This window comes from Paracrocinitomix mangrovi (genome assembly GCF_019740355.2).
GTDB lineage: Bacteria > Bacteroidota > Bacteroidia > Flavobacteriales_D > Crocinitomicaceae > Paracrocinitomix > Paracrocinitomix mangrovi.
In genome coordinates this window covers 2,804,787-2,828,148 of the sequence record NZ_CP091819.1, presented here as the reverse complement: position 1 = coordinate 2,828,148, position 23,362 = coordinate 2,804,787, and the positions used below count along the sequence as shown (strand labels likewise).

18 protein-coding genes are annotated in these 23,362 nt (G+C 35.0%); 12 read left to right on the top strand and 6 right to left on the bottom strand.

Annotated features, from left to right (window positions below):
- The first annotated feature begins 33 nt into the window (after positions 1-33).
- Positions 34-948, top strand: a complete 915-nt coding sequence (locus tag K6119_RS12950; RefSeq protein WP_221832338.1) for a T9SS type A sorting domain-containing protein — start codon at positions 34-36, stop codon at positions 946-948.
- 55 nt (positions 949-1,003) lie between these two features.
- On the opposite strand, the gene metK is transcribed toward K6119_RS12950, so the two are convergent.
- The gene (gene metK / locus K6119_RS12945) at positions 1,004-2,257 is read right to left on the bottom strand and encodes a methionine adenosyltransferase (RefSeq protein WP_221832336.1); all 1,254 of its coding nucleotides are present in this window, start codon (positions 2,255-2,257) and stop codon (positions 1,004-1,006) included.
- A 76-nt stretch (positions 2,258-2,333) separates the two neighbouring features.
- A complete protein-coding gene (gene panC / locus K6119_RS12940; protein WP_221832334.1) occupies positions 2,334-3,182 on the bottom strand; it encodes a pantoate--beta-alanine ligase in 849 nt (282 codons plus the stop codon).
- Between the two features lie 109 nt (positions 3,183-3,291).
- Between panC and K6119_RS12935 the strand changes: the two genes are divergently transcribed.
- The 4 genes from K6119_RS12935 (at position 3,292) to K6119_RS12920 (ending at position 8,167) form a co-directional block, all read left to right on the top strand.
- Positions 3,292-4,113 carry a glycogen/starch synthase gene (locus K6119_RS12935; protein ID WP_221832332.1) on the top strand — a complete coding sequence of 274 codons (822 nt, stop codon included), beginning with the start codon at positions 3,292-3,294 and terminating at the stop codon, positions 4,111-4,113.
- A 23-nt stretch (positions 4,114-4,136) separates the two neighbouring features.
- Complete coding sequence (locus tag K6119_RS12930; protein ID WP_221832330.1) at positions 4,137-5,495, top strand: DUF4270 family protein; 1,359 nt, start codon at positions 4,137-4,139, stop codon at positions 5,493-5,495.
- A gap of 12 nt (positions 5,496-5,507) precedes the next feature.
- Entirely contained in the window at positions 5,508-7,349 is a 1,842-nt protein-coding gene (gene glmS, locus K6119_RS12925; protein ID WP_221832328.1) for a glutamine--fructose-6-phosphate transaminase (isomerizing), read from the top strand.
- A gap of 68 nt (positions 7,350-7,417) precedes the next feature.
- Entirely contained in the window at positions 7,418-8,167 is a 750-nt protein-coding gene (locus K6119_RS12920) for a rhomboid family intramembrane serine protease (RefSeq protein WP_221832326.1), read from the top strand.
- Here the strand turns inward: K6119_RS12920 and K6119_RS12915 are convergent.
- Genes K6119_RS12915 through K6119_RS12905 form a run of 3 tightly spaced genes read right to left on the bottom strand, consistent with a single transcriptional unit; the run spans position 8,164 to position 13,802 of the window.
- Entirely contained in the window at positions 8,164-9,480 is a 1,317-nt protein-coding gene (locus K6119_RS12915) for a cation:proton antiporter domain-containing protein (protein WP_221832324.1), read from the bottom strand. The genes K6119_RS12920 and K6119_RS12915 overlap by 4 nt on opposite strands.
- Before the next feature lie 2 nt (positions 9,481-9,482).
- A complete protein-coding gene (locus K6119_RS12910) occupies positions 9,483-13,148 on the bottom strand; it encodes a sensor histidine kinase (protein WP_221832322.1) in 3,666 nt (1,221 codons plus the stop codon).
- A 36-nt stretch (positions 13,149-13,184) separates the two neighbouring features.
- Complete coding sequence (locus K6119_RS12905) at positions 13,185-13,802, bottom strand: uridine kinase family protein (protein ID WP_221832320.1); 618 nt, start codon at positions 13,800-13,802, stop codon at positions 13,185-13,187.
- Between the two features lie 114 nt (positions 13,803-13,916).
- Between K6119_RS12905 and K6119_RS12900 the strand changes: the two genes are divergently transcribed.
- The 5 genes from K6119_RS12900 (at position 13,917) to K6119_RS12880 (ending at position 19,186) form a co-directional block, all read left to right on the top strand.
- Entirely contained in the window at positions 13,917-15,641 is a 1,725-nt protein-coding gene (locus tag K6119_RS12900; protein WP_221832318.1) for a sodium:solute symporter family protein, read from the top strand.
- 53 nt (positions 15,642-15,694) lie between these two features.
- Positions 15,695-16,105 (top strand): hypothetical protein, encoded by a 411-nt coding sequence (locus tag K6119_RS12895; RefSeq protein ID WP_221832317.1) that lies wholly within the window; start codon positions 15,695-15,697, stop codon positions 16,103-16,105.
- Between the two features lie 130 nt (positions 16,106-16,235).
- Complete coding sequence (locus K6119_RS12890; protein WP_221832315.1) at positions 16,236-18,254, top strand: TonB-dependent receptor plug domain-containing protein; 2,019 nt, start codon at positions 16,236-16,238, stop codon at positions 18,252-18,254.
- Between the two features lie 34 nt (positions 18,255-18,288).
- A complete protein-coding gene (locus tag K6119_RS12885; RefSeq protein WP_221832313.1) occupies positions 18,289-18,705 on the top strand; it encodes a hypothetical protein in 417 nt (138 codons plus the stop codon).
- 70 nt (positions 18,706-18,775) lie between these two features.
- Positions 18,776-19,186 (top strand): hypothetical protein, encoded by a 411-nt coding sequence (locus K6119_RS12880; RefSeq protein WP_221832311.1) that lies wholly within the window; start codon positions 18,776-18,778, stop codon positions 19,184-19,186.
- A 73-nt stretch (positions 19,187-19,259) separates the two neighbouring features.
- Here the strand turns inward: K6119_RS12880 and trxA are convergent, their stop codons facing one another.
- Positions 19,260-19,619, bottom strand: coding sequence for a thioredoxin (gene trxA, locus K6119_RS12875; protein ID WP_221832309.1), 360 nt, complete (start codon positions 19,617-19,619; stop codon positions 19,260-19,262).
- A gap of 150 nt (positions 19,620-19,769) precedes the next feature.
- Between trxA and K6119_RS12870 the strand changes: the two genes are divergently transcribed.
- Positions 19,770-21,626: an O-antigen ligase family protein gene (locus tag K6119_RS12870; RefSeq protein ID WP_237828170.1), complete on the top strand. Its 1,857-nt coding sequence runs from the start codon at positions 19,770-19,772 to the stop codon at positions 21,624-21,626.
- A 54-nt stretch (positions 21,627-21,680) separates the two neighbouring features.
- Complete coding sequence (locus tag K6119_RS12865; protein ID WP_221832306.1) at positions 21,681-23,231, top strand: T9SS type A sorting domain-containing protein; 1,551 nt, start codon at positions 21,681-21,683, stop codon at positions 23,229-23,231.
- Positions 23,232-23,362 lie beyond the last annotated feature (131 nt).

Sequence of the window (23,362 nt, the reverse complement as noted above, 5' to 3'; positions counted from 1 at the left end):
TAAAAAAAAGTTTAGTTTTCTGATATTTAGGACATGAAAAACAGCAAAAATCAACTAGTATTATTGTTTTTTCACCTTTTAATTGGGCTAAGTGCAACAGCTCAGAACTATCGCCCTTTGTTAAAACATTTTAACGAATGGCATGTTGTTACTTGCAACAATGGTTGTACAGAAGATGTTTATTTCACGGACAAAGACACCCTTATAAATGGGGATCATTTTCATGTATTGGATGGATATCATTATATCTCCAGAACATTTTTACTGAGAGAAGACACTAATGATAGGCAGGTTTTTCTGTATAAAATATGGGACGATAAAAACAGTCAGGAGTTTTTGATTTATGATTTTTCGTTAGCAGTTGGTGATTCTGTTGAGATTCACAATCCCATTAGCCCTTTACCTTCAGATCCCGGATATTTTAGATTAGATTCTACTGAATGGATCACATTGGATGATGGTGAAGATTACAAGTTCTTTTATTTAACTGCGCTTAACCCGGGTCAGGCTGGCACAAACAACACCATTTGGGTAGAAGGAATAGGTTCGTTGTCTTTAATTAATACTCCGGGTAGTATGCCCTTGTATGATGGTGCAGGTAATTTGAGCTGTTTTTTCAATCAACTGACTTTACACTATTCAGATACAGACTCTATTCCCAACGGTTGTGTGCAAGTGAATACAGATTTAGGTTTGTTAGATGCTATAGCAGATGAACATTTCAAAATTTACCCCAATCCTGCCAACAAGCAAATTCAAATTGAATTAAACACTACATTAAAACCGAGCTTCATTAAACTGGTAGATTCCAGAGGAAAAATTGTATATCAAAACGACGAAGGTTCAATCGAGCCCATTGATGTTTCTGTACTTGAAAACGGCCTATATTTTGTTCATTTGAAAGGCGAACATTTTAACGAGACAAGGAAAATAATTATCCAACATTAAAACAAAAAACCCGATCCTGTAAAAGAATCGGGTTTCAGTATTTTGTCAAATCTGATTACAATCCAAAAGCAGATTTTACTTTATCTACGTAATCTAATTTTTCCCAAGTGAAAGTTTCTACCTCAACTGTTTTTGATTGACCACCATTAGTAAAAGTCAATTTTTTAGTTTCAGAATTTCTTCCCATGTGACCGTAAGCAGCAGTTTCAGAATAAATTGGATTTCTCAATTTAAGTCTTTGTTCAATAGCAGCAGGACGCATGTCAAAAATCTCAGCAACTTTAGCTGCGATTTCACCATCAGTCATGTCTATGTTTGAAGTTCCGTAAGTTTCAACGAAAATTCCCATTGGTTCAACAACACCAATTGCATAAGAAACTTGCACCAAAACTTCGTCAGCTACACCTGCAGCAACAAGGTTTTTAGCAATGTGTCTTGTAGCATAAGCACCAGATCTATCCACCTTAGAAGGATCTTTTCCTGAGAATGCACCACCACCGTGAGCTCCTTTTCCTCCGTAAGTATCAACGATAATTTTTCTACCTGTTAATCCAGTGTCACCGTGAGGTCCACCAATCACAAATTTTCCTGTAGGATTAATGTGATATTTGATGTCACTGTTGAATAAACCTTGTAAATCAGCAGAAAGTTGACTTTTTACTCTAGGAATCAAGATATTGATAATATCTGATTTAATTTTCGCCAACATCTCCTCATCATTATTGCTAAAATCATCATGTTGAGTAGACACTACGATTGCATCAATTCTTTGAGGAACATTATCGTCTGAATATTCAATAGTTACTTGAGCCTTTGCATCAGGTCTCAAATAAGTAATTTCTTTATTTTCTCTTCTTAAATCAGCCAGCACTTGCAAAATTTTATGCGAAAGGTCTAGCGCCAAAGGCATATAATTTTCAGTTTCTTTGGTAGCATAACCAAACATCATTCCTTGATCTCCTGCTCCTTGCTCCATTGGATCATCTCTATCTACACCTCTGTTAATGTCATCTGATTGCTCATGAATTGCCGAAATAACACCACATGACTTCGCATCAAACTGATATTCAGATTTTGTGTATCCAATTTTAGCAATTGTATTTCTGGCAATTTCTTGTACATCCAAATAAGCAGATGATTTTACTTCTCCTGCAAGCACTACTAACCCAGTAGTTACAAGTGTTTCACAAGCTACTTTTGATTGTGGATCAAAAGCCATGAAATAATCGATTAATGCATCTGAAATTTGATCAGATACTTTGTCAGGATGTCCTTCAGATACTGACTCAGAAGTAAATAAGTATGACATAATAAATGTGTTTCAAAAAATGATAGGGGGCAAAAATAACCAATTTAGCTTAGTAAGGATTATTCTTCATTATTTTTTAACTGAACTTCATATTGTCAATCAATCTTACACTCCCGCAATAAGCAGCAACGCAACATTGTGTAGAACCTTCAAAGCTCGTGGCATTCTCCAAACTATTGCTGTCTACTATTTCAAGATACTCCAGCTTTAGATGCCCTTTTTCAAACTCCTTAATCATGATCTCTTTCAATGATTGCGGGTTTACTTCTTGACCCACTCTAGCTGAACCAAAATTCAAGCAATTTATTATATCCAAAGCTTGCTTTTTTTCTTCTTCACTTAACAGCATATTTCTTGAGCTCATGGCTAAGCCACTTGACTCTCTTTCAATTTCTACCGGCACAATGTCAATGTTGAATTGACGCAATTTCACCAATCGCTTTATCACTGCTAATTGTTGAAAGTCTTTCAAACCAAAAAAAGCCTTGTTTGGCTCAACAATTCTAAAGAATCTTTCAACTACCATTGCCACCCCTTCAAAGTGATTTTTTCTGAATTTACCTTCCATCACTTCATTCAGTCTACCTAAATCAATTTGATAGTCAGTAGGTTTTCCGTTTGGATACATTACCTCTTCAGTTGGCAAAAAAAGTAAATCTACACCTGCTTTTTCAAGTTTTTGACTATCAGCTTCAACTGTTCTGGGATATTTTTCTAAATCTTTTGGGTCATTAAATTGAGTAGGATTAACAAAAATACTTACTACCACAAAATCAGCAGATTCTTTTGCTTTTTCTACTAATCTTAAATGACCTTGATGCAGCGCTCCCATAGTAGGAACAAAGCCTATGGTTGCATCTGAATTACTAGATTTTAAAGCCTGTAGAATGTTCTGAAGAGATGAAATATCTGTTGCTACTTTCATTATTTAGAGGCTCAGAATAGTACAGAGCAACCGACAAATCTATACTTTACGGTTGAATATTCGCCATTTTTTTCGTAATTTTGTAAACAATATTCAGTTAACATACTTTATGGAAAAGAAAAGAGTACTATTTATCTCTCAAGAAATCGCTCCATTTTTATCACAGACAGACATAGCTCAAGTAGCAAGAAAATTACCTCAAGGTATCCAGGAGTCGGGGAAAGAAATTCGTGCCTTCATGCCAAGATTTGGCTGTATTAACGAAAGAAGACACCAATTACACGAAGTGATTAGATTGTCTGGAATGAACCTTATCATTAACGACGTAGACCATCCATTGATCATCAAAGTAGCTTCGGTGCCACAGGCAAAAATCCAAGTATACTTTATTGATAACGAAGACTTTTTTAAAAGAAAGGCTACAGTATGCAATGATAAAGGAGATTATTTTGAGGATAATGACGAAAGAGCAATGTTCTTTGGAAGAGGTGTATTAGAAACTGTAAAAAAATTAGGATGGAAACCGGACATCATTCACTGTCATGGATGGATGACTGCCTTAACTCCATTATACATTAAAAAACTTTACAATAACGATCCTCATTTTGAAGACACAAAAGTTGTTTACTCAATTTATGACGAAGGATTTAACAAAAATTGGGATACTAACTTCCACAATAAGCTTAAATTTGACGGCTTTGATGAAAGTGACATTGAATTGTTGAAAGACACTGACTTTGTTGCTTTGAACAAAATGGCAATTAATGTGTCAGATGGTGTTGTTCAGGGTTCTGAAAACATTCATGACGACTTATTGTCAGAAATTCAAACTACCGGGACACCATTCCTTGAATACTTTTCAGAGGAATCTTGCGTTAAACCAGTAGATGAGTTTTATGATCAAATCATTGAGGAACTAGTTGAAAATTAATGTCAAGAAACAAAATTACAATAATGAGTAAGCGGAGAGTTTTTCAACTTTCCGCTACTTTTTTTATAAGCATAGTGTTAACCCTGTCTTGTAAAAAAGAAGAAACCAACATTGGTAACAATTTACAGGGAGAAGGACTAAACGTCATCAAGTCTGATACATTTACCATTTTGACCTATACAGATACACTTGATTCAATGGCAAGTGATGAAACCTCTGTTAGTTTATTAGGATATTATAATGATCCTGTTTTTGGATCAGTAGATTGCGGAATCGTGTCACAGCTAAGATTATCCTCTTCAAATCCGGCTTTTTCTGCCAATCCCGGAGAAGTTATAGTTGATTCAGTTGTATTAGGATTACAGTACACATCAATTAAATGGTATGCAAATTTAGGTGATCCAATTACAGTTGAAGCATATGAAATTACTGATGATCTAGTAAGGGATGATCAGGACTATTACATTTTTCAAGAACCCAATACAACAGGCAGCAATTTAGTAGTTACGGGTACTGAAGTTATTTACCCTGATGTGTTGTCAGATGTCACCCTTGATAATGGAGATACTTTGTCTGCACATTTACGCATCAACCTTGACCCAACATTATTAGGAGATAAACTTGTGGCTATAAACGAAGCAGGAAACATGACTTCAGATGATGCTTTTGTTAGTGCATTTAAAGGAATTTATGTCAAAGTTAATGGTAGCGGTTTAGCACCAAATCAAGGAAGTGTTTTATACTTTGCATTAGAAAACCCATTGTCTAAGGTTACTTTATATTTCCATACAGTAAGTGACCCTACTTCAAAAGAATACGACTTTAATATCAATAGTTCTGCTGCCAGATATAACCGAATAGAATATAACCGAACCGGTACATCTGTTTATGATGTATTGGTAGATTCTACTAATGGGCAAAATGAGTTTTATACTCAAGGCGGATCTGCATGGGCCGTAATTCAACTTCCTCATATCAAAGAATTGAACAAAGATTCACTGGGGAATGAGGATAGAAAAATTATCAATAAAGCCCAATTAATTTTACCAATACAAAACTTTGTATCAGATAGTTATGATCCTCCTAAAACATTGTTCATTGCAAGAATTGTAGATAAAAACAATTCTGAATTCACTTTAGACTACAATATTTCCAACTCTTTGAGTTCAAGTACCGTTGCATATAGTGAATCGGCGAAGGAATATAGATTTAATTTGACATTAGAAATACAAGCAATATTAAATGGTGAAATAGAGAATAAAGGTTATCGAATTTACGCTCCAAGTTTCTTTGCTTCATCTATAGAAAGAGTTATTTTTAATGGACCAAATAGCAGTCTAAAAAATAGAGCGCGTTTAGAAATTACTTATACAGATTATTAATTTTCAATCAGCATGTGCGGAATTGTTGGGTATATTGGGGATAAAAAAGCTTATCCTATTTTGATAAAAGGTCTTAGCAGACTTGAGTACAGAGGATATGACAGTGCAGGAATTGCTTTACTGGATGAAGGCGATTTAAAAGTTTATAAAAAGCAGGGGAAAGTTCAACATTTAGTTGATTATGCTGAAAGTCTGTCAACAGAAGGAACGGTTGGGATTGGACATACCAGATGGGCAACGCATGGTTTACCCAATGACACAAATGCTCACCCACATTCAAGTGGCGACAGTAATTTGGTTTTGGTTCATAATGGAATCATTGAAAATTACGACGTAATTAAAAAATCTCTTGCAAAAAGAGGGCACGAGTTTAAAACTGAAACCGATACCGAAGTATTGGTTCATTTGATAGAAGAAATTAAAAACAACAGTGGGGTTTCAATTGAAGAAGCTGTCAGAATGGCTTTGAGAGAAGTTCATGGAGCCTATGCAATAGTTGTTATTTCAAAAGACGATCCGGATAAAATAATTGCTGCCAAAAAAAGTTCACCACTTGTTATTGGATTAGGTGAAGATGAATATTATATCGCATCTGATGCTACTCCAATTGTTGAATACACTAAAAATGTGGTGTATTTAGAGGATGAACAAATTGCCATTGTAGACAGACACAATGGTTTGAGAATTGTCAACATCAGCAATAAAGAAATATCTCCATATGTGCAAGAATTGGAATTGCAAATTGAGGAGTTAGAAAAAGGTGGTTATGACCATTTTATGCTTAAAGAAATCTATGAACAGCCAAGAGCTATTCACGATTCTTTTAGAGGGAGATTAAATGCTTCTGAGGGTTGGATTTCTTTAGGAGGTTTGAAAGATTACGAAGATCAAATTGCCAATTCAGACCGTATTGTAATTGTTGCCTGTGGTACTTCATGGCACGCCGGATTGGTAGGTGAATATTATATTGAAGAATTGGCAAGAATTCCGGTTGAAGTAGAATACGCTTCAGAATTCAGATATAGAAATCCGATCATCAGACAAAATGATGTGGTGATTGCTATTTCTCAATCTGGAGAAACTGCAGATACTTTGGCTGCTTTGAAAATGGCCAAAGAAGAGGGCGCAACTTTATTAGGAATTGTAAATGTTGTAGGTTCTTCCATATCAAGAATTACTGATGCAGGCTCATATACACATGCCGGTCCAGAAATAGGCGTAGCATCCACAAAAGCATTTACCACTCAGGTAACTTTATTGGCTATGATGGCCATAATGATTGGTAAAAAACGCGGAACCATTTCTGACACCAAGTTCCAGAACTTGTTAAATGAAATGGAAGCTTTACCACAAAAAATTGAGAAGCTTCTTGAGAGTAATGACTACATCAGAGAAGTTGCTGAAATCTACAAAGACGCTTCAAATGCTCTTTTCCTTGGAAGAGGAAGTTCATTCCCAATTGCCTTAGAAGGAGCATTAAAGTTGAAAGAAATTTCCTATATCCACGCAGAAGGATATCCGGCGGCAGAAATGAAGCACGGGCCTATTGCACTTATTGATGAGGAAATGCCTGTGTTTGTTATTGCAACCAGTGGACCTAACTACGAAAAAGTTGTAAGTAATATTCAGGAGGTAAAAGCGCGTAAAGGTAAAATCATTGCCATTGTTACCAAAGGAGATACTTCAGTGAAAGAAATTGCTGACCATGCAATTGAAATTCCAGAAACAGATGATATCCTGGTACCAATTTTAGCAACTATACCATTCCAATTGATTTCTTATCACATTGCTGTAATGCGTAACTGTAACGTGGATCAACCTAGAAACCTGGCAAAATCTGTAACAGTAGAATAAGGAAAAACACTTTTTCTGCCTATTTGTCACAATTTTAAGCACGGCCTGGTAATTGCTCATTGCAGACTATGTTTCAGCTTAAAATCACACGCATTTCATTTGGCATAGCCCTTTCATTGGTCGCCCTTATGTGGGCTGTATTTGCAATTGAATATGCGCTTGATTTAGACTGGTACAAATACGGGATTTATCCACGAACTGCAAAGGGACTAATAGGTATTATAACTTCTCCTTTTTTACACAGCACAAGAGATTTTGCGCACATCATTAATAACTCGGTACCTACATTAATTCTAACATGGATGATGTTTTATCATTATAGAACCATTGCAGCACAAGCATTTGTTTTTATTTATTTGTTTACCGGAGCTACCATATGGCTATTTGCACACAATGGCTATCACATTGGAATGAGTGGTGTTATTTACGGGATGACTTCCTTTTTAATCACAAGCGGATTTTTGAGGAGAAACATGCGTGTGGCAGCTGTTTCTTTAGTTGTTGTTTTTCTTTACGGAAGTACAGTATGGGGCATTTTCCCTAATCAACCCGGTGTATCATGGGAAGCTCATGCATTTGGTTTTATTGGAGGGATAATGATTGCTCTTTTCTATAGAAAAAATGGACCTCAACCAAAAAAGTTGATGTATGAAATTGAAGAGGATTTAGGCATTGAACCGGAAGAAGAATACTGGAAAGAAGGCTATCAACCAAAGCAACAAGAAGCTGCCCCTAAAATCATTATCAACTATCAAATTGTTCCAGAAAAACCTAAGGTTGAAACTGAGGAAAGCAATGAAGTGAAAAAGAAAAACTAGAAGTTGTTAAAATCCTGCTTCTCTACATTGGTTTCTACATCATCTTCACTTGCATCATTGATGCCGTCATTATCTTCGTCAATTCTTTTACCTGGCAATTGAGAAAAAATCACATCTGCCACTTTTTGTCCTCTATACCTAATGAGTGCCCATGTCATTATCAAAGAACTTATCATAATAACAAACAACAATATTCCAGGATTAAAATCCTTAATAACAAATGAAGGATGCGCCCCAATAACAAAGAACAATAAAATAGTGATTAACCCTCTAGGCGCCAGGAACAGTTGAGGAACTATATCTGTACGTACAATTAACTTTAACACCAAGAACCTCACTCCAAATAACGCTCCCAAAATTGCCAAACTTACCAGGGTCACATTGAGATTAAAAATGGTATCTAAAGTGATAAACATTCCAAACAAAACAAAGAAAAAGGTTCTGATTACAAATGCCGATTCCAGTGTTAAAATGTGAAAATCATGCATGATAGGCTTTACCTTTTCTTCATTCATGTACTTCTCTAATCTGCCACGGAAAAACAGTTGCGTATTATTTAAAACTAATCCAAATGCTAGAATTATGAGTAGTGATGATAAATGCAGCTTTTTACCTAAGGCGTACATCAACATCAATAATGAAATAATCAAAAACAGCTTTACCTGAGATTTTAATTTTTGGAAAATGTACGTTAGCACATAGGCCAGGATTATAGAAACTACAACCGTCACCAATATGTTAAGTACAATACTCAACGCTATTTCTCCTCCGGTTTCTCCTTCTTCAGCTCCTATTAAAAAGTAAAAGGCCATAATTCCCAGGATGTCAGAAAAAGTACTTTCATATACCATAAACTCTTTCTTCATTCCGGTTAATCCTCCAACAGATGGAATGATAATGGCCGAACTCATAATTGAAAGTGGAACGGCATAAGTTAAACTCTTAAGAAACGTGTCTGCGTTTGGAACCATAAAATATATGATAGCACCAATTGCTGCAGATGAAAGTACCAAAGCTACAAGGGCAACTAGAAAGGAATTGATAATCAATCCCATTTTTTCTTTAGCCAGTTTTAAATCCAAGGCTGCTTCCAACACGATCATTACCAAACCAATGTTTCCAATTATTTCTAGTGTATCCAGGTCGGCATACTCATCTGTATTCCACTTTTCAGGGACAAATTGTTGGATAACTACACCCAGTATAATGAGTAATAAAACAGACGGAATATTCGTCTTTTTTGAAATGATATTGAACAAAAAAGAGATGATTATTATCCCCGAAATTCCTATGATTAAGCTATACGTTTCCAATCTTATCTGTTATAAACCGGGAATGATACATAAAAGGTTGTTCCTACTCCAACTTTCGACTCAAACCAGATACCACCCGACATTGATTCAATAATTTGTTTTGTCATGGCCAAGCCCAAACCTGTACCTTTTGACTTGGTTGTAAAATAAGGTACAAATATACTATCTCTAGCCTCATCATCAATTCCAACTCCATTATCCTCTACACTTACAATAAACTCGTTTTCTTCAGCAATGATTTTAACCTTAATTCTCCCTTCTACTTCCTGCGGAATAGCCTGACTCGCGTTTTTAATTAAATTATTAAACACACGCAACAACAAATCTTTGTCGGCCCAAATCATGGCCTCTTTGCCTGATTGAATATCTAGTTCAACAGTATAATCATCATCTTGATTAAAAACCGCTACCGCATTTTGAACAATTTCAACCAAATTAAGTTCAGCCTCATTTGGTTTTGGCATTTTAGCAAAGTTGGAGAACTCATTTGCAATCTTCGTCAAGGCATCTATTTGCTCAATTAAAGATTTTGAAACCCTGTCTAACTTTTCAGCAGATTCTTCATCTGCTACATTTACTATTCTCTTCAAATGCTGAATAGAAAGCTTCATTGGAGTAAGAGGATTTTTAATTTCATGGGCCACTTGCTTGGCCATTTCTCTCCAGGCACTTTCTCTTTCTGATTTGGCCAAAGCTTCAACAGATTGCTGTAATTCTTCAACCTTGAGATTGTATTCCTTTACCAATTCTCCAACCTCATCAGATCCATCATACTCAATAGGTTTGTATTTGGACCCAAGTTGAACGTGTCTTAAACTTTCCTGAATGTATTTTAATGGACGTGTTAATCTATTTGAAATGGTAATGGTCAAGATGGTTGAAATAGCTAACATCAAAACCATGATATTCATAATGGCCAATAAAAATCCTGAAATCTGATCTTCCAATTCATCTTGTCTTGAAATATACTGCACATTTACATAGGCTAAAAACTCTCCTTTTTGATTAAAGAAAGGTGCATATGCAGATAAATAATTCAAGTTTCCAATGTGTTCTTCATGCACGTATTCACTCTTTTTATCCCAATGAACTTCCCAAAATGCCTGGGCATTCATTTTACGAGATATCAATCCGTTTGAGTAGATTTTAGGTTGTGAGCTTCCTAATAATTCACCAGAAGTATTGTACACATTGATGTCAACAGCAAATACTTTTGAGAATTTCTTAATCAGTAAATACTGTAAGTAAACCGCTAAATCTGATCTCAATTCTGATTCAGGATAAAACTTGTTTTCCAGTTCAGTTTTAACTGAACCTAACTTTTCTTTGATAAATCCTTCATTACTCTGCTTGTACTGCTCTTCCACAAAAGTTCCGGCTCCTATGGCAAAAGCAATGAGTGTAGTTAAAATTAATCCAATAAGTACAACCTGAATTTTGACGTTAAGTTTGATACTTTTAAAGGAGATTCCTGCCCTTAATTGCTGATAACCGAGAGGAATAAGTAACAGTACACCATACATTATCAGCAGATATGAAAAAGAAGTGAAGAGGTATAGTTTGGTTTTTATCTTTTTAGAAATAACCGTTGTAAATCCATCTACCTCCTGGTACACATAATGGTTATATCCATCCATATTGATAAAAGCATTCTTTTTGTTCCAATCATTACCAATAGTTGGATAAGCATATTCTCCTTTTCTTGTCACCAATTTATTGTCCACATATTTGGCTACAGAATACTCCTTTAATCTATGATATGCGTGTGCACCTCCATCTAACAAAAGGGATGGCAAGCCAATATCTTCCGGGAACTTCTTTGACCTCATCTCCGTGAGCATGTATCCATACAAGGTGTCATCTTGTTCACCATAAACCGGATATTTGGCAATGTAGGTAAGCTTATCGGTGTAATCTTTAATAAAATAGATGTTGCGGTTAATAGATGATTGTTGTCCTGAAACGGTAATGATTTCCTCAAACCTATCGTAATCTCGAATCTCATAATTTCCGAGATCAACAATCATTTTTCTATTTGAATTAAATAGGTAAAATGTCAGATCATAGTCATTTTTAAGCCCATTGAAATAAGAGGTTTCAAGATATTCAGAGAATTCGGATTGATCAAAATCTGTGGTAAAGTATGGAAGCAAGAAATGATCCCTACTCATATCTTTTTCAATATCATCATACTCAAACTCAGCAAATAGATCATTGTCTTCTGCTATCATTTGAGCTTCAGCCATTCTTATTTCTCGCTCGTTATTGTCTGAATATCCCTGTAAAATATATGCAGCATAAAAGGAGATAAATGCTACGATACTGATAACATGAACAAACTTGTACTCTTTTTCTTTGAACTCAAACCACAACAAAAATCCACTTAAAATTACCGGCCAAAGTGAGGTTAAAAATGAGTGATCAAAATAAATTAGGTCAATGGTAACATAAGTAGCTGAAGATAGTGTCCATAAAAAGGCTAACCTGTTCCATTCAAACTCGTTTTTCTTTAACTGGATGATAATGTATTGCAACAATTTGAAATAGGCGTAAAAACTGGCTCCAATAATTGCCAGACCTAGGAAAGAGTATAAGCTAAAGTCAAACAAACGCTCCAAATCAAAAGACATTTTTGAGTCGTAAACCAAACTATAGATGATATCATTGATTTTAAAAGCAGCATAAAAACTCATTAAAAAAAGTGGAACTACAAAAAATACCAGTTTTAGCTTTTTATTTCCCTGTTTGAACCAATTTCTTGTCCTTTTTAATAAAAAATGGACTAAAAAGTAAAAAATTGCCACGTTTATGATCAAATCTCCTAGTGAAGGAACAAACTGAGAAGAGGCGAATAATTCGGGATTGAAAAGTTCAAAATTATTCATGAACCCTTCCCATCCAAGTGTAAGCCACAAGTATCTCAATCCAACAACAATAATTGGAAAAACAATCAGTAGAAAAGGCTTTTTGATGAGGAGCTTTTGAAAAGCGTTAATTAAAAGCTGAAGAAGGATAATAAAGGCACAGAGGTATGCAAAGAAGATGAGCAATTCGGTGTTTTCATTTGGAGAAACATCTTCTTTATCTGCCACATAAAAAGCAACTTCTCCATCTACACCCAAAACAGGATATTTGGTTTCTTGAAAAGTTAAGTTGGCCGGAAAATCTTCATCTAGTTCTTTACTGAAATTATTGCTTAAATCCTCATTTTCATAACGGTACTCATTTTTAATCTTAAAGAGGGAAATATATCTGAATGAATCTTTTTCTACTGCGTGACTTTGATAATATCCATTATCAAGATAAAGTACTTCCTCTTGATAAAAGCTTCCATCCGCTCTTTCCGGTATTACAGGATTATTATTGGTCCATAAAATAAGGGAATCATGTCTATAGAGGTAAAACTCAAAATCCGTGTCTGATGCAATTTCTATTGCTTTTTCAAACTTGTCTTTTGTTGATTTAACTTTTTCTGTTTTATCAATGAATTCCTGTGTAATGTCGGTCAATTCCTCACAGGTTTCCAGATAATTGTCCTGAAAATCAGCCACGACACTTTCATCCAAACCGGTTACCAGTTGAAAGTGATGCAAAAACGCACCTATAATCCATAAAAGGAAACCGATAGATGCTCCTAAGATGAATCTTTTTCTGGCGGTACTTTTCATTAACAGATGATTAAATAGCTTAGTTTTTTATGCTAATCAATCCAGATTTTGGTGAATTACAGATGTTAAGATATGAATATTTTCATCAAAGCGATCATTATTTGTAATGACCAAATCAACTTGTTTCATATATGGCTTAACAAAACTTTCAAACGAAGGAATTACATGATTATTCCATTGATAAAGCACATCTTTTTCAGAATAGTTGCGCTCCTTAACATCTCTCATTAACCTTCTCTCTAACTGTAAGTCAGGATCAACTGACAAAAACACTGAATAATTCAATGCAGCTCTTAAAAACTCATAATGCATCACAAAAAGCCCTTCAACAATGAGTAATTTTTTAGGTTCAATAGTTAGGTATTCTTTTTGGTTGGATGGATTATTAAAATTGTAGACTTCCTGTTGAATGGCATTTCCAGCCATTAAATTGTCAAAGTCTTTTTGCATTTGTTCAAGATCTAAAGCAGAAGGCAAATCAAAATTAATGATTCCGTTTTCATCTAATTGCTGCTTGTCTTTTGGCAGATAGTAGTTATCCAAAGAAAAAGTGGAAACATGCTCGCCGAACTCTTTGCGCAGGCCGTCAATAAGCGTAGTTTTACCCACTCCGCTTCCGCCGGTAATTCCGACAACAAACCTGACTTTTTCCATAAGTAGCAATAGTTAGTGCTGCAAAAATAACAATATAAAATTGGTTGCAAAACCTAAAATGAGCAAGAAAGCCTGATCAATTAAATTATATACATTTACAGCAAAACAACAGCCATGCAACTATCTGCTTTAGATTGGGGAATTATCATTTCATTTTTTATAATCACACTATTGATTGGTGTTGCTGTAACTAAAAAAGCCGGAAAAAATTCAAGCGAGTTCTTTTTATCCGGAAGAAATATGCCCTGGTGGTTATTGGGTGTATCAATGGTGGCCACAACTTTTGCGGCGGACACTCCAAATCTTGTAGCCGGAATTGTTAGACAAGATGGTGTTTCAGGTAACTGGGTTTGGTGGGCATTTCTTTTAACAGGAATGTTAACCGTGTTTGTTTATGCCAGATTATGGAGAAGATTGGGAATTTCTACAGATTTAGAGTATTACGAAATCAGATATCAGGGAAAAGCAGCGGGTTTTCTAAGAGGGTTTAGAGCGGTTTACTTAGGTGTATTCTTCAACATTGTTATTATGGCTACCGTTTGTTTAGCGGGAATTAAAATAGGAGAAACAATGTTAGGCCTGGTGTGGTGGAAAACATTGGGGATAACAGGGATTATTACCATTTTATATTCAATGTTAGGAGGATTAAGAGGTGTTATTTTCACAGATTTTTTCCAATTCATTGTTGCTATGATCGGCTCAATTTGGGCTGCTTATTACATTGTTAACTTACCTGAAGTTGGCGGCATGTCCGGACTCTTATCAAATGAGCTTGTACAATCTAAATTAGACTTTGTTCCTTCACAATCTTCAAATGAACAGCTTTGGTTAATGGCTTTTGTTATCCCTCTAGCAGTTCAATGGTGGAGTGTGTGGTATCCTGGTGCTGAACCTGGAGGCGGAGGATACATAGCGCAAAGAATGCTTTCTGCTAAAGATGAAAAACATGCAACAAAGGCCACTTTATTTTTCAATTTTGCTCATTATGCTTTGCGCCCGTGGCCATGGATTTTAATAGGTTTAGCATCATTGGTTATATTTCCTGATATTGCATCATTACAGGCCGAATATCCGGATATGAATCCCGATTTAGTAAAACATGATTTGGCTTATCCTGCAATGCTTACTTATTTACCGGCAGGTCTTCTGGGACTTGTACTTGCGTCTTTGATCTCTGCTTTTATGTCAACTATTTCTACCCATCTTAATTGGGGATCATCTTATGTGGTTAATGATTTATACAAAAGATTCATCAAGCCAGATGCAACAGAAAAACAGTTAGTAATGGTTGGAAGACTATCTACTGTTTTAATGATGGTTTTTGCTATTGCACTAGCTCCAATATTAGAAGAAGCCAAAATGGCGTTTGATCTAATTTTAACCATAGGTGCGGGAACCGGATTGTTATTTATTCTAAGATGGTTTTGGAAGGACATTAATCCATACAGTGAAATTACCGCAATGACTGTTAGCTTTCTTGTAGCCATGTTTTTCTTTACTGCAGAAAAAAATGAACTAATGGAAATTGACGCAGTTACCAAACTGCTAAGTGGAATTCTAATTACCACTGTAGCCTGGGTTGCAGTTACATTTATCACCAAAAACAATAAGCACCTAAATCCTGAATTTGAAAAAAGAGCATTTGCGGATGAAGGCAAATTTAAAAACATGGGGTATAAAGTACTGAGCATGGTATTAGGAACAATCACCATTTATTCAGCACTCTTTTGCACCGGGAAATTTATACTGGGAGATACTACTCAAGCGCTTTACTTTTTCATTGTATTTGCGGTAACCAGTGTCAGCCTTTATTTCTGTTGGAAGAAGATCTTTAAGTAAGTATTATTACCAAACTTCTTTTTTTCGTAATTTGGGGCCACTAAAATGCTGATTTGACTCACCTTTTAAAAAATAGCATTGCATCTTTCAGATTCCTAATTCTGGTTGTTTTCATTTCAACCTCAGCAATAGTTTTTGGACAAAGTGAAATTAAAGAAATCAATCTTGATTTTGAAATTTCTTTTTCTCTAGTTGAGGATGTTTCAAGCATTTCTGAATCTCATAATTTACCGTATGGTGAGGGAGAAGAAGAAAATGAAACTGACAATAATAACCTGGAGGATGAAGAAGAAGACGAAGAAGATTCAGACAGTCATGATGAGGGTCTTCTTACTTTTATTTCTCTTCAAAATTCACTTGGAAATTCCTGTTCTCAGCATAAACAGCTAAAATTCGGTTCGGGTGATTCCAAAACCGTTATTCCAATCTACATCCGTTTTTGTAGTTTAAAAATTCCTTCATAGTATCACATTTCCCTTATGGAGATTTTGGCTTCAACGACTGAAGTCAGATTATTTTCAAGTGTTCTACACTTTTTAAAATCATTGCGTGATACAACAAAAAATTCAGACATACTATTCTAATATTATCAAAGTGAAACTTAATCACTTTGTTACAATTTTATTGTTGTTTCCTGCAATGGGATTTAGTCAAAAAATTGACACACTGCAACCAAAAACCTTTAAACCTGTTGTCGTTACTTCATATAGAAATCATCAAATTGAAGAAACCAGTTTAAACATCAGTAAAATTGATGTGGACAGCATGGGTCTTTTAGGGTCATATAATTTAACAGAAGCCATTGCATCTGAACCTGGCGTTGAAGTTTTATCCAGTGGAAATGGAATTTCAAAACCAATCATTAGGGGTTTAAGTGGTAATCGTGTTCTCGTATTAATGTCCGGTTTAAAGTTTGACAACCAACAATGGCAAGAAGAACATGGTTTGGGATTAAGTAGTATGGGACTCAGCTCAGTTGAAGTCATCAAAGGACCAATGAGCATCCTGTATGGATCTGAAGCCATGGGCGGCGTTATTAATTTAATTGAAGAGCTTCCTGCTCCACTTAATCATTCTGTTTTTGATGTGTCCACAGGAATTAATACAAATTCATTGGGTGGAAAATTGCAGCTTGGATACAAAACTAACAATGGAAAAAACTGGTGGAGAATTAGGGCAGGAATTGATAATTACGCAGATTATACAGATGGCAACAATCAACGAATTGTAAATAGCAGATTTGACGGCTATTATCTTAAAACAGATTATGGTTTTAAGAAAAATAACTGGGTTTCTAATAATCATTACATGAGCTCTTTCAACCGTTTTGGTTTCATTTTTCAAGATGCCTATTCATTTATTGAGGAAGATGAACGCTGGAGCAGAAGTATGGATGTTAATCCTGCTCATCTGGTATTGCTTAACATTCTATCATCTGAAAACACCATTTATCTAGATGAAAAATCCAACTTATCTGTAAATGTTGGTATACAGTCAAATGAAAGAATGGAAAATGAAGGTGGAGGAGCAATTAGTTTAAACATGCACTTATTTACTTTTCAATATCTTGTAAAATACACCAAGCAAGTCTCTGAAAAAAGCAACTTAATCTTCTCTTCTTTAGGGTCTTTTGAGAACAACACCAATTTTGGAGCTCGTAAAATAGTTCCGGATGCCAATATGCAAGAAGCCAACATTTCAGCTGTAGTTGAAACAAAATTTAATAATGGCTTGTCGCTTGAAAATGGATGGGGAATAGGCGAAAAGTACATACAAACCAAAACCACTAAAAACATTAATGATGATACTAAAGAGTTGTATCCATTCAGGAAAATTGCTCCTTACTACAACTTTTTAAGTGGATTATCATACCATTCAAAATCCTTTTCTGTTAAACTAAATGCAGCAACCGGAAGCCGTGCACCTAACCTGGCAGAATTATCATCTGATGGTTTGCATGAAGGAATCTTTACTTATGAAATTGGTGATCCGACACTTAAAAACGAATACCTGTTTTCAGGAAATACCTTGTTTTCAGTTCAGAACAAGTGGTTTAAACTATCAGCCAGCCCTTTTTACAATTACATTTTAGATTACATCTATTTAGCACCAACTACTGAACAATGGTTTGGGTTCCCGGTTTATAGATTCAAACAAAAAGACACCAAACAGTACGGATTTGAAGCCGGAGTTTCAATTACTCCGGTAAAATGGCTTCAATTCAAGGCGACTTATACCGGAATGGAAAGCAGAGCAAATAACGGAGAGTTTACACCTTATATTCCGGCGCAAAAAGCTGTAGCTTCTGTAAACTATACTACAGAATTAAAGGATGATCAACAGCTAAAAGCTTTTGTAGAATGTGAATACTTTGCTGACCAATATCATTTGGCAACTGAAGAAATTGGAACTCCTCAGTATTATCTTTTTAATGCGGCCATTATCTATTCTTTGAAGAAAGATCATTTCACACTAGACTTAGGTTTAAGTGGGAAAAATTTGTTGAACGAATCATATTACAATCACCTTTCAAGATTTAAATCATTAGGACTTTTAAATCAAGGAAGAAGCATCATGTTAAACGCCAAAATAAGCTGGATTAAGAAAAAGTAAATTGACATTTAAAATTCGCAACATATGGTTTCTGGTGATTTTATTAATCACAATCAGCACTACACATAGTAATGCCAGAGAAATGTTTGTCGCAGTTAAACATAAAAATGTCATCCATCAAACTTTTGTCTTTCACAGCATGACAGAAATTCATTGGGTGAAATACATGAAGGAGTTTGAGTTTCAAGGTGTGCTATATGACATCACTGAAATGGAAAATGTCAATGGACAACTAATAGTTGAATCTATAAAGGATATCCGTGAAACAAATTTAAGAAACCATCCAAACGCAGAACCTACAAGAAATTTCGAGGTAAAAATTCACCCTGAGAATTATGCATTATTGGAAATAAAATCTTTGCTCAAATTAAAAAAGAAAAAACAAAGTATTTATAACAGAGACCCTTTATACATATCCGTATCAAAAGACATTAAAAGACCACCACCTTAGTGCCCTTCATTTCAGCAAAAACTAAACCTGGCTTAATTATTAAAGACAATTTAAATTTTAAAACACTGAAATGAAAACAATATTTAAAACAGTAGCACTAAGTGCATTAATGATGACAGCTTTTAATTCATGCGAAAAAGATGAAGGAGAATTACCGGAAATTATGTTTAAAACCGGTGGAACTTATACATCTGCTGATGCAACTCTACCGGGAGGTACAGCTGTAACAATTGGAATTGAAGCTGAAAAAACTGAAGGAAAAGATGTTTTGAAAAAATTCGACATCTCAGAATCAGTTGACGGTGGTGCCAATACGTCTATATATAATGTTGATCTAGACGCAAGTCAAGAAGACATGTATGATTATGACTTCAACACTACCATGGACACAGTTAGTGGACAAACAAACAAGTATACATTTACTGTTACCAACAGAGACGGTTTAACCAATCAGGTTGCACTTACTTTGACAGTACAGTAATACTTTTCTCAAAAAAAATCGGGCTCACTCAAAAGAGAGGGCCCGATTTAATTTAATAATCGATCTTAACTAATTAAACCTCCAAAAGTTCTTTATCAATTACTTCTTTTAAAGCATTTTTTGGTAAAGCACCCGCCTGCATCATTGGTTGTTTTTCCTTAGGAATAAACAATATTGAAGGGATACTTCTGATTCTGAAAATTGCTGCTAATTCTTGCTCAACTTCAGTATCTACTTTATATATCGTAATCTGATCTTTATATTCTTCTGATAATTCTTCCAAAACCGGAGCTACCATTTTACAAGGTCCACACCAGTCTGCATAAAAGTCAATGATGGCTGGCTTATCTCCTTTAAAGCTCCACTCATTGCTAGTAGTGTAATCAAATATTTCGTCACGGAACTTTGCCGCTGTTAAATTTACTGTTGCCATTTCATTAATTTTAGTACAAATGTATATATACTATAGTCGTTCTTTTGTGATTTGAATTACATAGGATCATTAATTTAGAACGCTATACCTAAAACAATTGTGAAGAAAATCCTGGACATAACAGATTTGAAAATCATATTATTGATTTTGATGTTTGCTATTTTCATTTATGTGGAAGCAGGAGACATTCAGAACTATTCAACCCTTCCAAAATGGATATGTTTAGCAGCTCTCTTGATAACTCCACTTCTGCTATTGAAAAATGAATATCAAGTCAACCCAATTTTACAAATCACAGTTTTAGTTCTACTTCTTTTCATTGGGCTTAATTCACTCAGATCAAATAATCCCTGGGATGGCGTTTTAGTACTAATACCGCCACTACTAAGTATTGTCTCAACCACTATAATCCTACAACTTGAACTGCTCAAAAGTGGCTGGCAGATAATAGCAATCATATTGATTGTCCTACTTACTCCACTTGTCGTGTATACACTCTATGATATTCTGAATGATATTATTCAAGGCGTATATAGCCACAAAAGCACATATCAATACCGTTATTCATTCGGGCACCGAAACCAATTTGCTCAATTTTTGACTATTAGCATTCCCTTTATTATTTCACTCTGGTCAAAAAGTTATTGGAAAAATATCTTTACCGGAATCATTGTGTTGCTTTTTCTAGCATTGATCCTCTTACTCCAAAACCGAACAGCATACCTTATAGCTTTTGGAATTTATCCCATGCTTCTTTTCATTTTTTGGACATTAAAAGTGAAAAACAAAAAATTAAAAATCACTCTTTTATTGTTGCCCTTTTTAGCCATTTCTTCCTTTTTTATTGTCGCAAAATCCGGAAACAACAAAATTTCTTATCTGTTAGAAACCAATTATGGAAGCGGAAATGAACGACTCAGAATTTGGAAGAACTCAATTGACATCTGGCAGGAAAGTCCAATTATTGGTCAGGGAACTGCAGATTGGAAAATTCAAATATTAAATTCTCCTCTTAGATTCACACAGGCTGAGCAAAGTGAAGTCTATTATCAAAGAGCACACAACGAGTTTGTCCATATTTTAACCGAACAAGGAGTAGTTGGTTTGATTTTGCTGTTATTTATTTTCGGATTTATCCTCTTGAAAATCATCAAATGGAAACAAGATGTGTTTTTCAAATTTGTCAGCTTGTCTATCTTCTTTTGCTTTTCAGCAATTGCCTTTTTCTCATTTCCTTTTGAACGAATTGAATTAACCACCTTGTTCATTTTAGGAATTATCCCGGCAATATCTATAAAAAGGCTCAAAGCTGTTGGAAATGTTTATTTATGGATTTTAAAATCAACCTGGTTTATACTATTGATTCTGGTAGCTTGGATAAGTATTTATCGTTACCAAAATGAGCAACATTTAATTAAATATCAACTCAACGGAAAGATCACTGAAATTGAAAAAATTAACACTGATTTCTACACTATAGATGCCACTTCAACCCCTATTAGTTGGTACAAGGGTAATTACTATTATGGCGCACAAAATTTTGAAATGGCATTGCAACTTTATCTGGATGCTGAAAAGAGAAATCCATATCATGTACATGTATTAAACAATATTGGTTCAACTTACTACATCATGGGAGAAATGGAACAAGCAGAAACATATTTTGATAAAGCCATTAAAATAAATCCACTTTTTTCAGATGCACTTATAAATAAAGCGGCGGTCTTGTATAACAAAGGAGAGATCGATCCGGCTTTGCTAGAAATTTTAAAAGTGTTACCAGAATGGGAACCACCTCATTACAAAAGTATTTTGATTCCTATTCTGAAAGCTAAGTGTTATTGGCTTATGGAACTGCATGATGACCCTCCTTTTGAAGCGTTTTTGGAAAGTGCATTACAAAGCGAAGAACTATTGTATCAGATATCCATTATGGCTAGAAAAAGTAGTAGAAGTTACGAAGATGAGCTCAGAAAGTATTGTGCTGATGTATACTTAGCCGGATAATTGTTTGATTCAAGGAATTTTATCCGTAATTTGGCCTGAATTTATATCCAAAATATGAAAAAGTTAATTTTAGTGTCATCAGCCGTATTGTTAGGGTTAAGCACATTTGCTCAAAGCATTTCTTCAGTTTCTCCCAATTCTGCTAATACAGGAACATGGTCTTTACCGGTTTCAATAAGCGGAACCAACACCAATTTTACAGCTGCTACTTCAACTGTAGTCAAAGTGACTCAAAACTCGCAACAATTAGAGGTTTTAAATGTAAATAATGTTACCTCTACAACCGTTGATTTTGACGTAAGAATTTCAAACCTTTCTCCTTTAGGAAACTATAATGTTGAGGTTTATGATAGCAATGTTGGAGACATGGTTACATTGAACAATGGGTTTTATGTTGGACCAAATACTGCTCCTCCTGCACTGATGTCAACTGCGCCTGAAACAGGAGCAATCAACCAAATTTTACCGGTAACGATAACAACGGAAAACACACATTTTTCGCAGGCAACTGACAACACTATTTACCTGACACAAGGAACCTTCACTATTTTACCCGTAGGTAACTCTGTTCAGGTATTGAATGATAACCATATCAAAGCGCTTTTTGATTTTAGTAATCCAAACATTTCTATTGGCAATGTTTTGAGCTCACACTGTGGAAACTCATTTGATGGATATTTCTCTGACAACTTAACAATTACTGTAACTCCTATTACTTCTATAAACGGAACCATCATTTATGGAGGGGTTTATAACGGAGTTGTGGAGCTTTATCAAAAAAATACAAACGTTACGCCAAATACTTATTCTTTGATTGCCACTGCAGCAGTTAACAGTAGCAATCAATATGACTTTACTGTGGCAGCTGAAGCAACTTATTTGTTACGTTCAGTTCCAATTAACATGAGTGATGTTGTGGCAACTTACTATACAGATGTAATAGACTGGATCAATGCAACTGAAGTAAATACTGCCTTGTCAAGTACTAATACTGCAGATATCACTCCTTTCCAAAGCATCAATTTAAGTGGCGGAACTACAGTTAATGGTACTTTAGGATATGGACCAAACGGCTTTACGAAAGCTCCTATTGTATTTGCAGAAGGAGTTGAGGTGTTCTTAAGAGATGTTGACAACAATACCTATGCGCAATCTACTACTGATGCGAATGGGTTCTTTGAATTTGCATATGTTCCACTTGGAAATTATGACATTGTGATTGATCTTCCTGGATACAATCAAGTATCTACCTACACATTTAGCGTTACTCAAAGCGGTCAAATGTTAGAAGATTTAGATTTCCTAATTGACAATGACGAGATTTTTAAGTCAGGTTTTATGTCTGTTAAAGATTATGACTATACAGAAATCAACATTTTCCCTAATCCAACTAATGGATTATTCTTTGTTGAGTTACCTGAGTTTTTAAATCAAGTTGAATTAAACATATTCAATCAACAAGGTCAATTAGTTTACACAGATAATAATGCTAACAATACAACTACTTTCTTTGAGGTAGATCTTTCTGAATTAACAAGCGGAATGTATATTGGAAGATTAACTAGTGGAACCAAAGTAATTGACTTTAAAGTTAGTTTGAAGTAGTACAATTCTATCATTCTCTTTTCCGGCTTATCCATTGTGCTTTTTTGCACAGTAAAAAATGAATGTGGTCATCAGTTTTTTAACTGAAGAATCCTAACTTTGCGTCTTTTGAAAATTAAGTGTTGACGCAC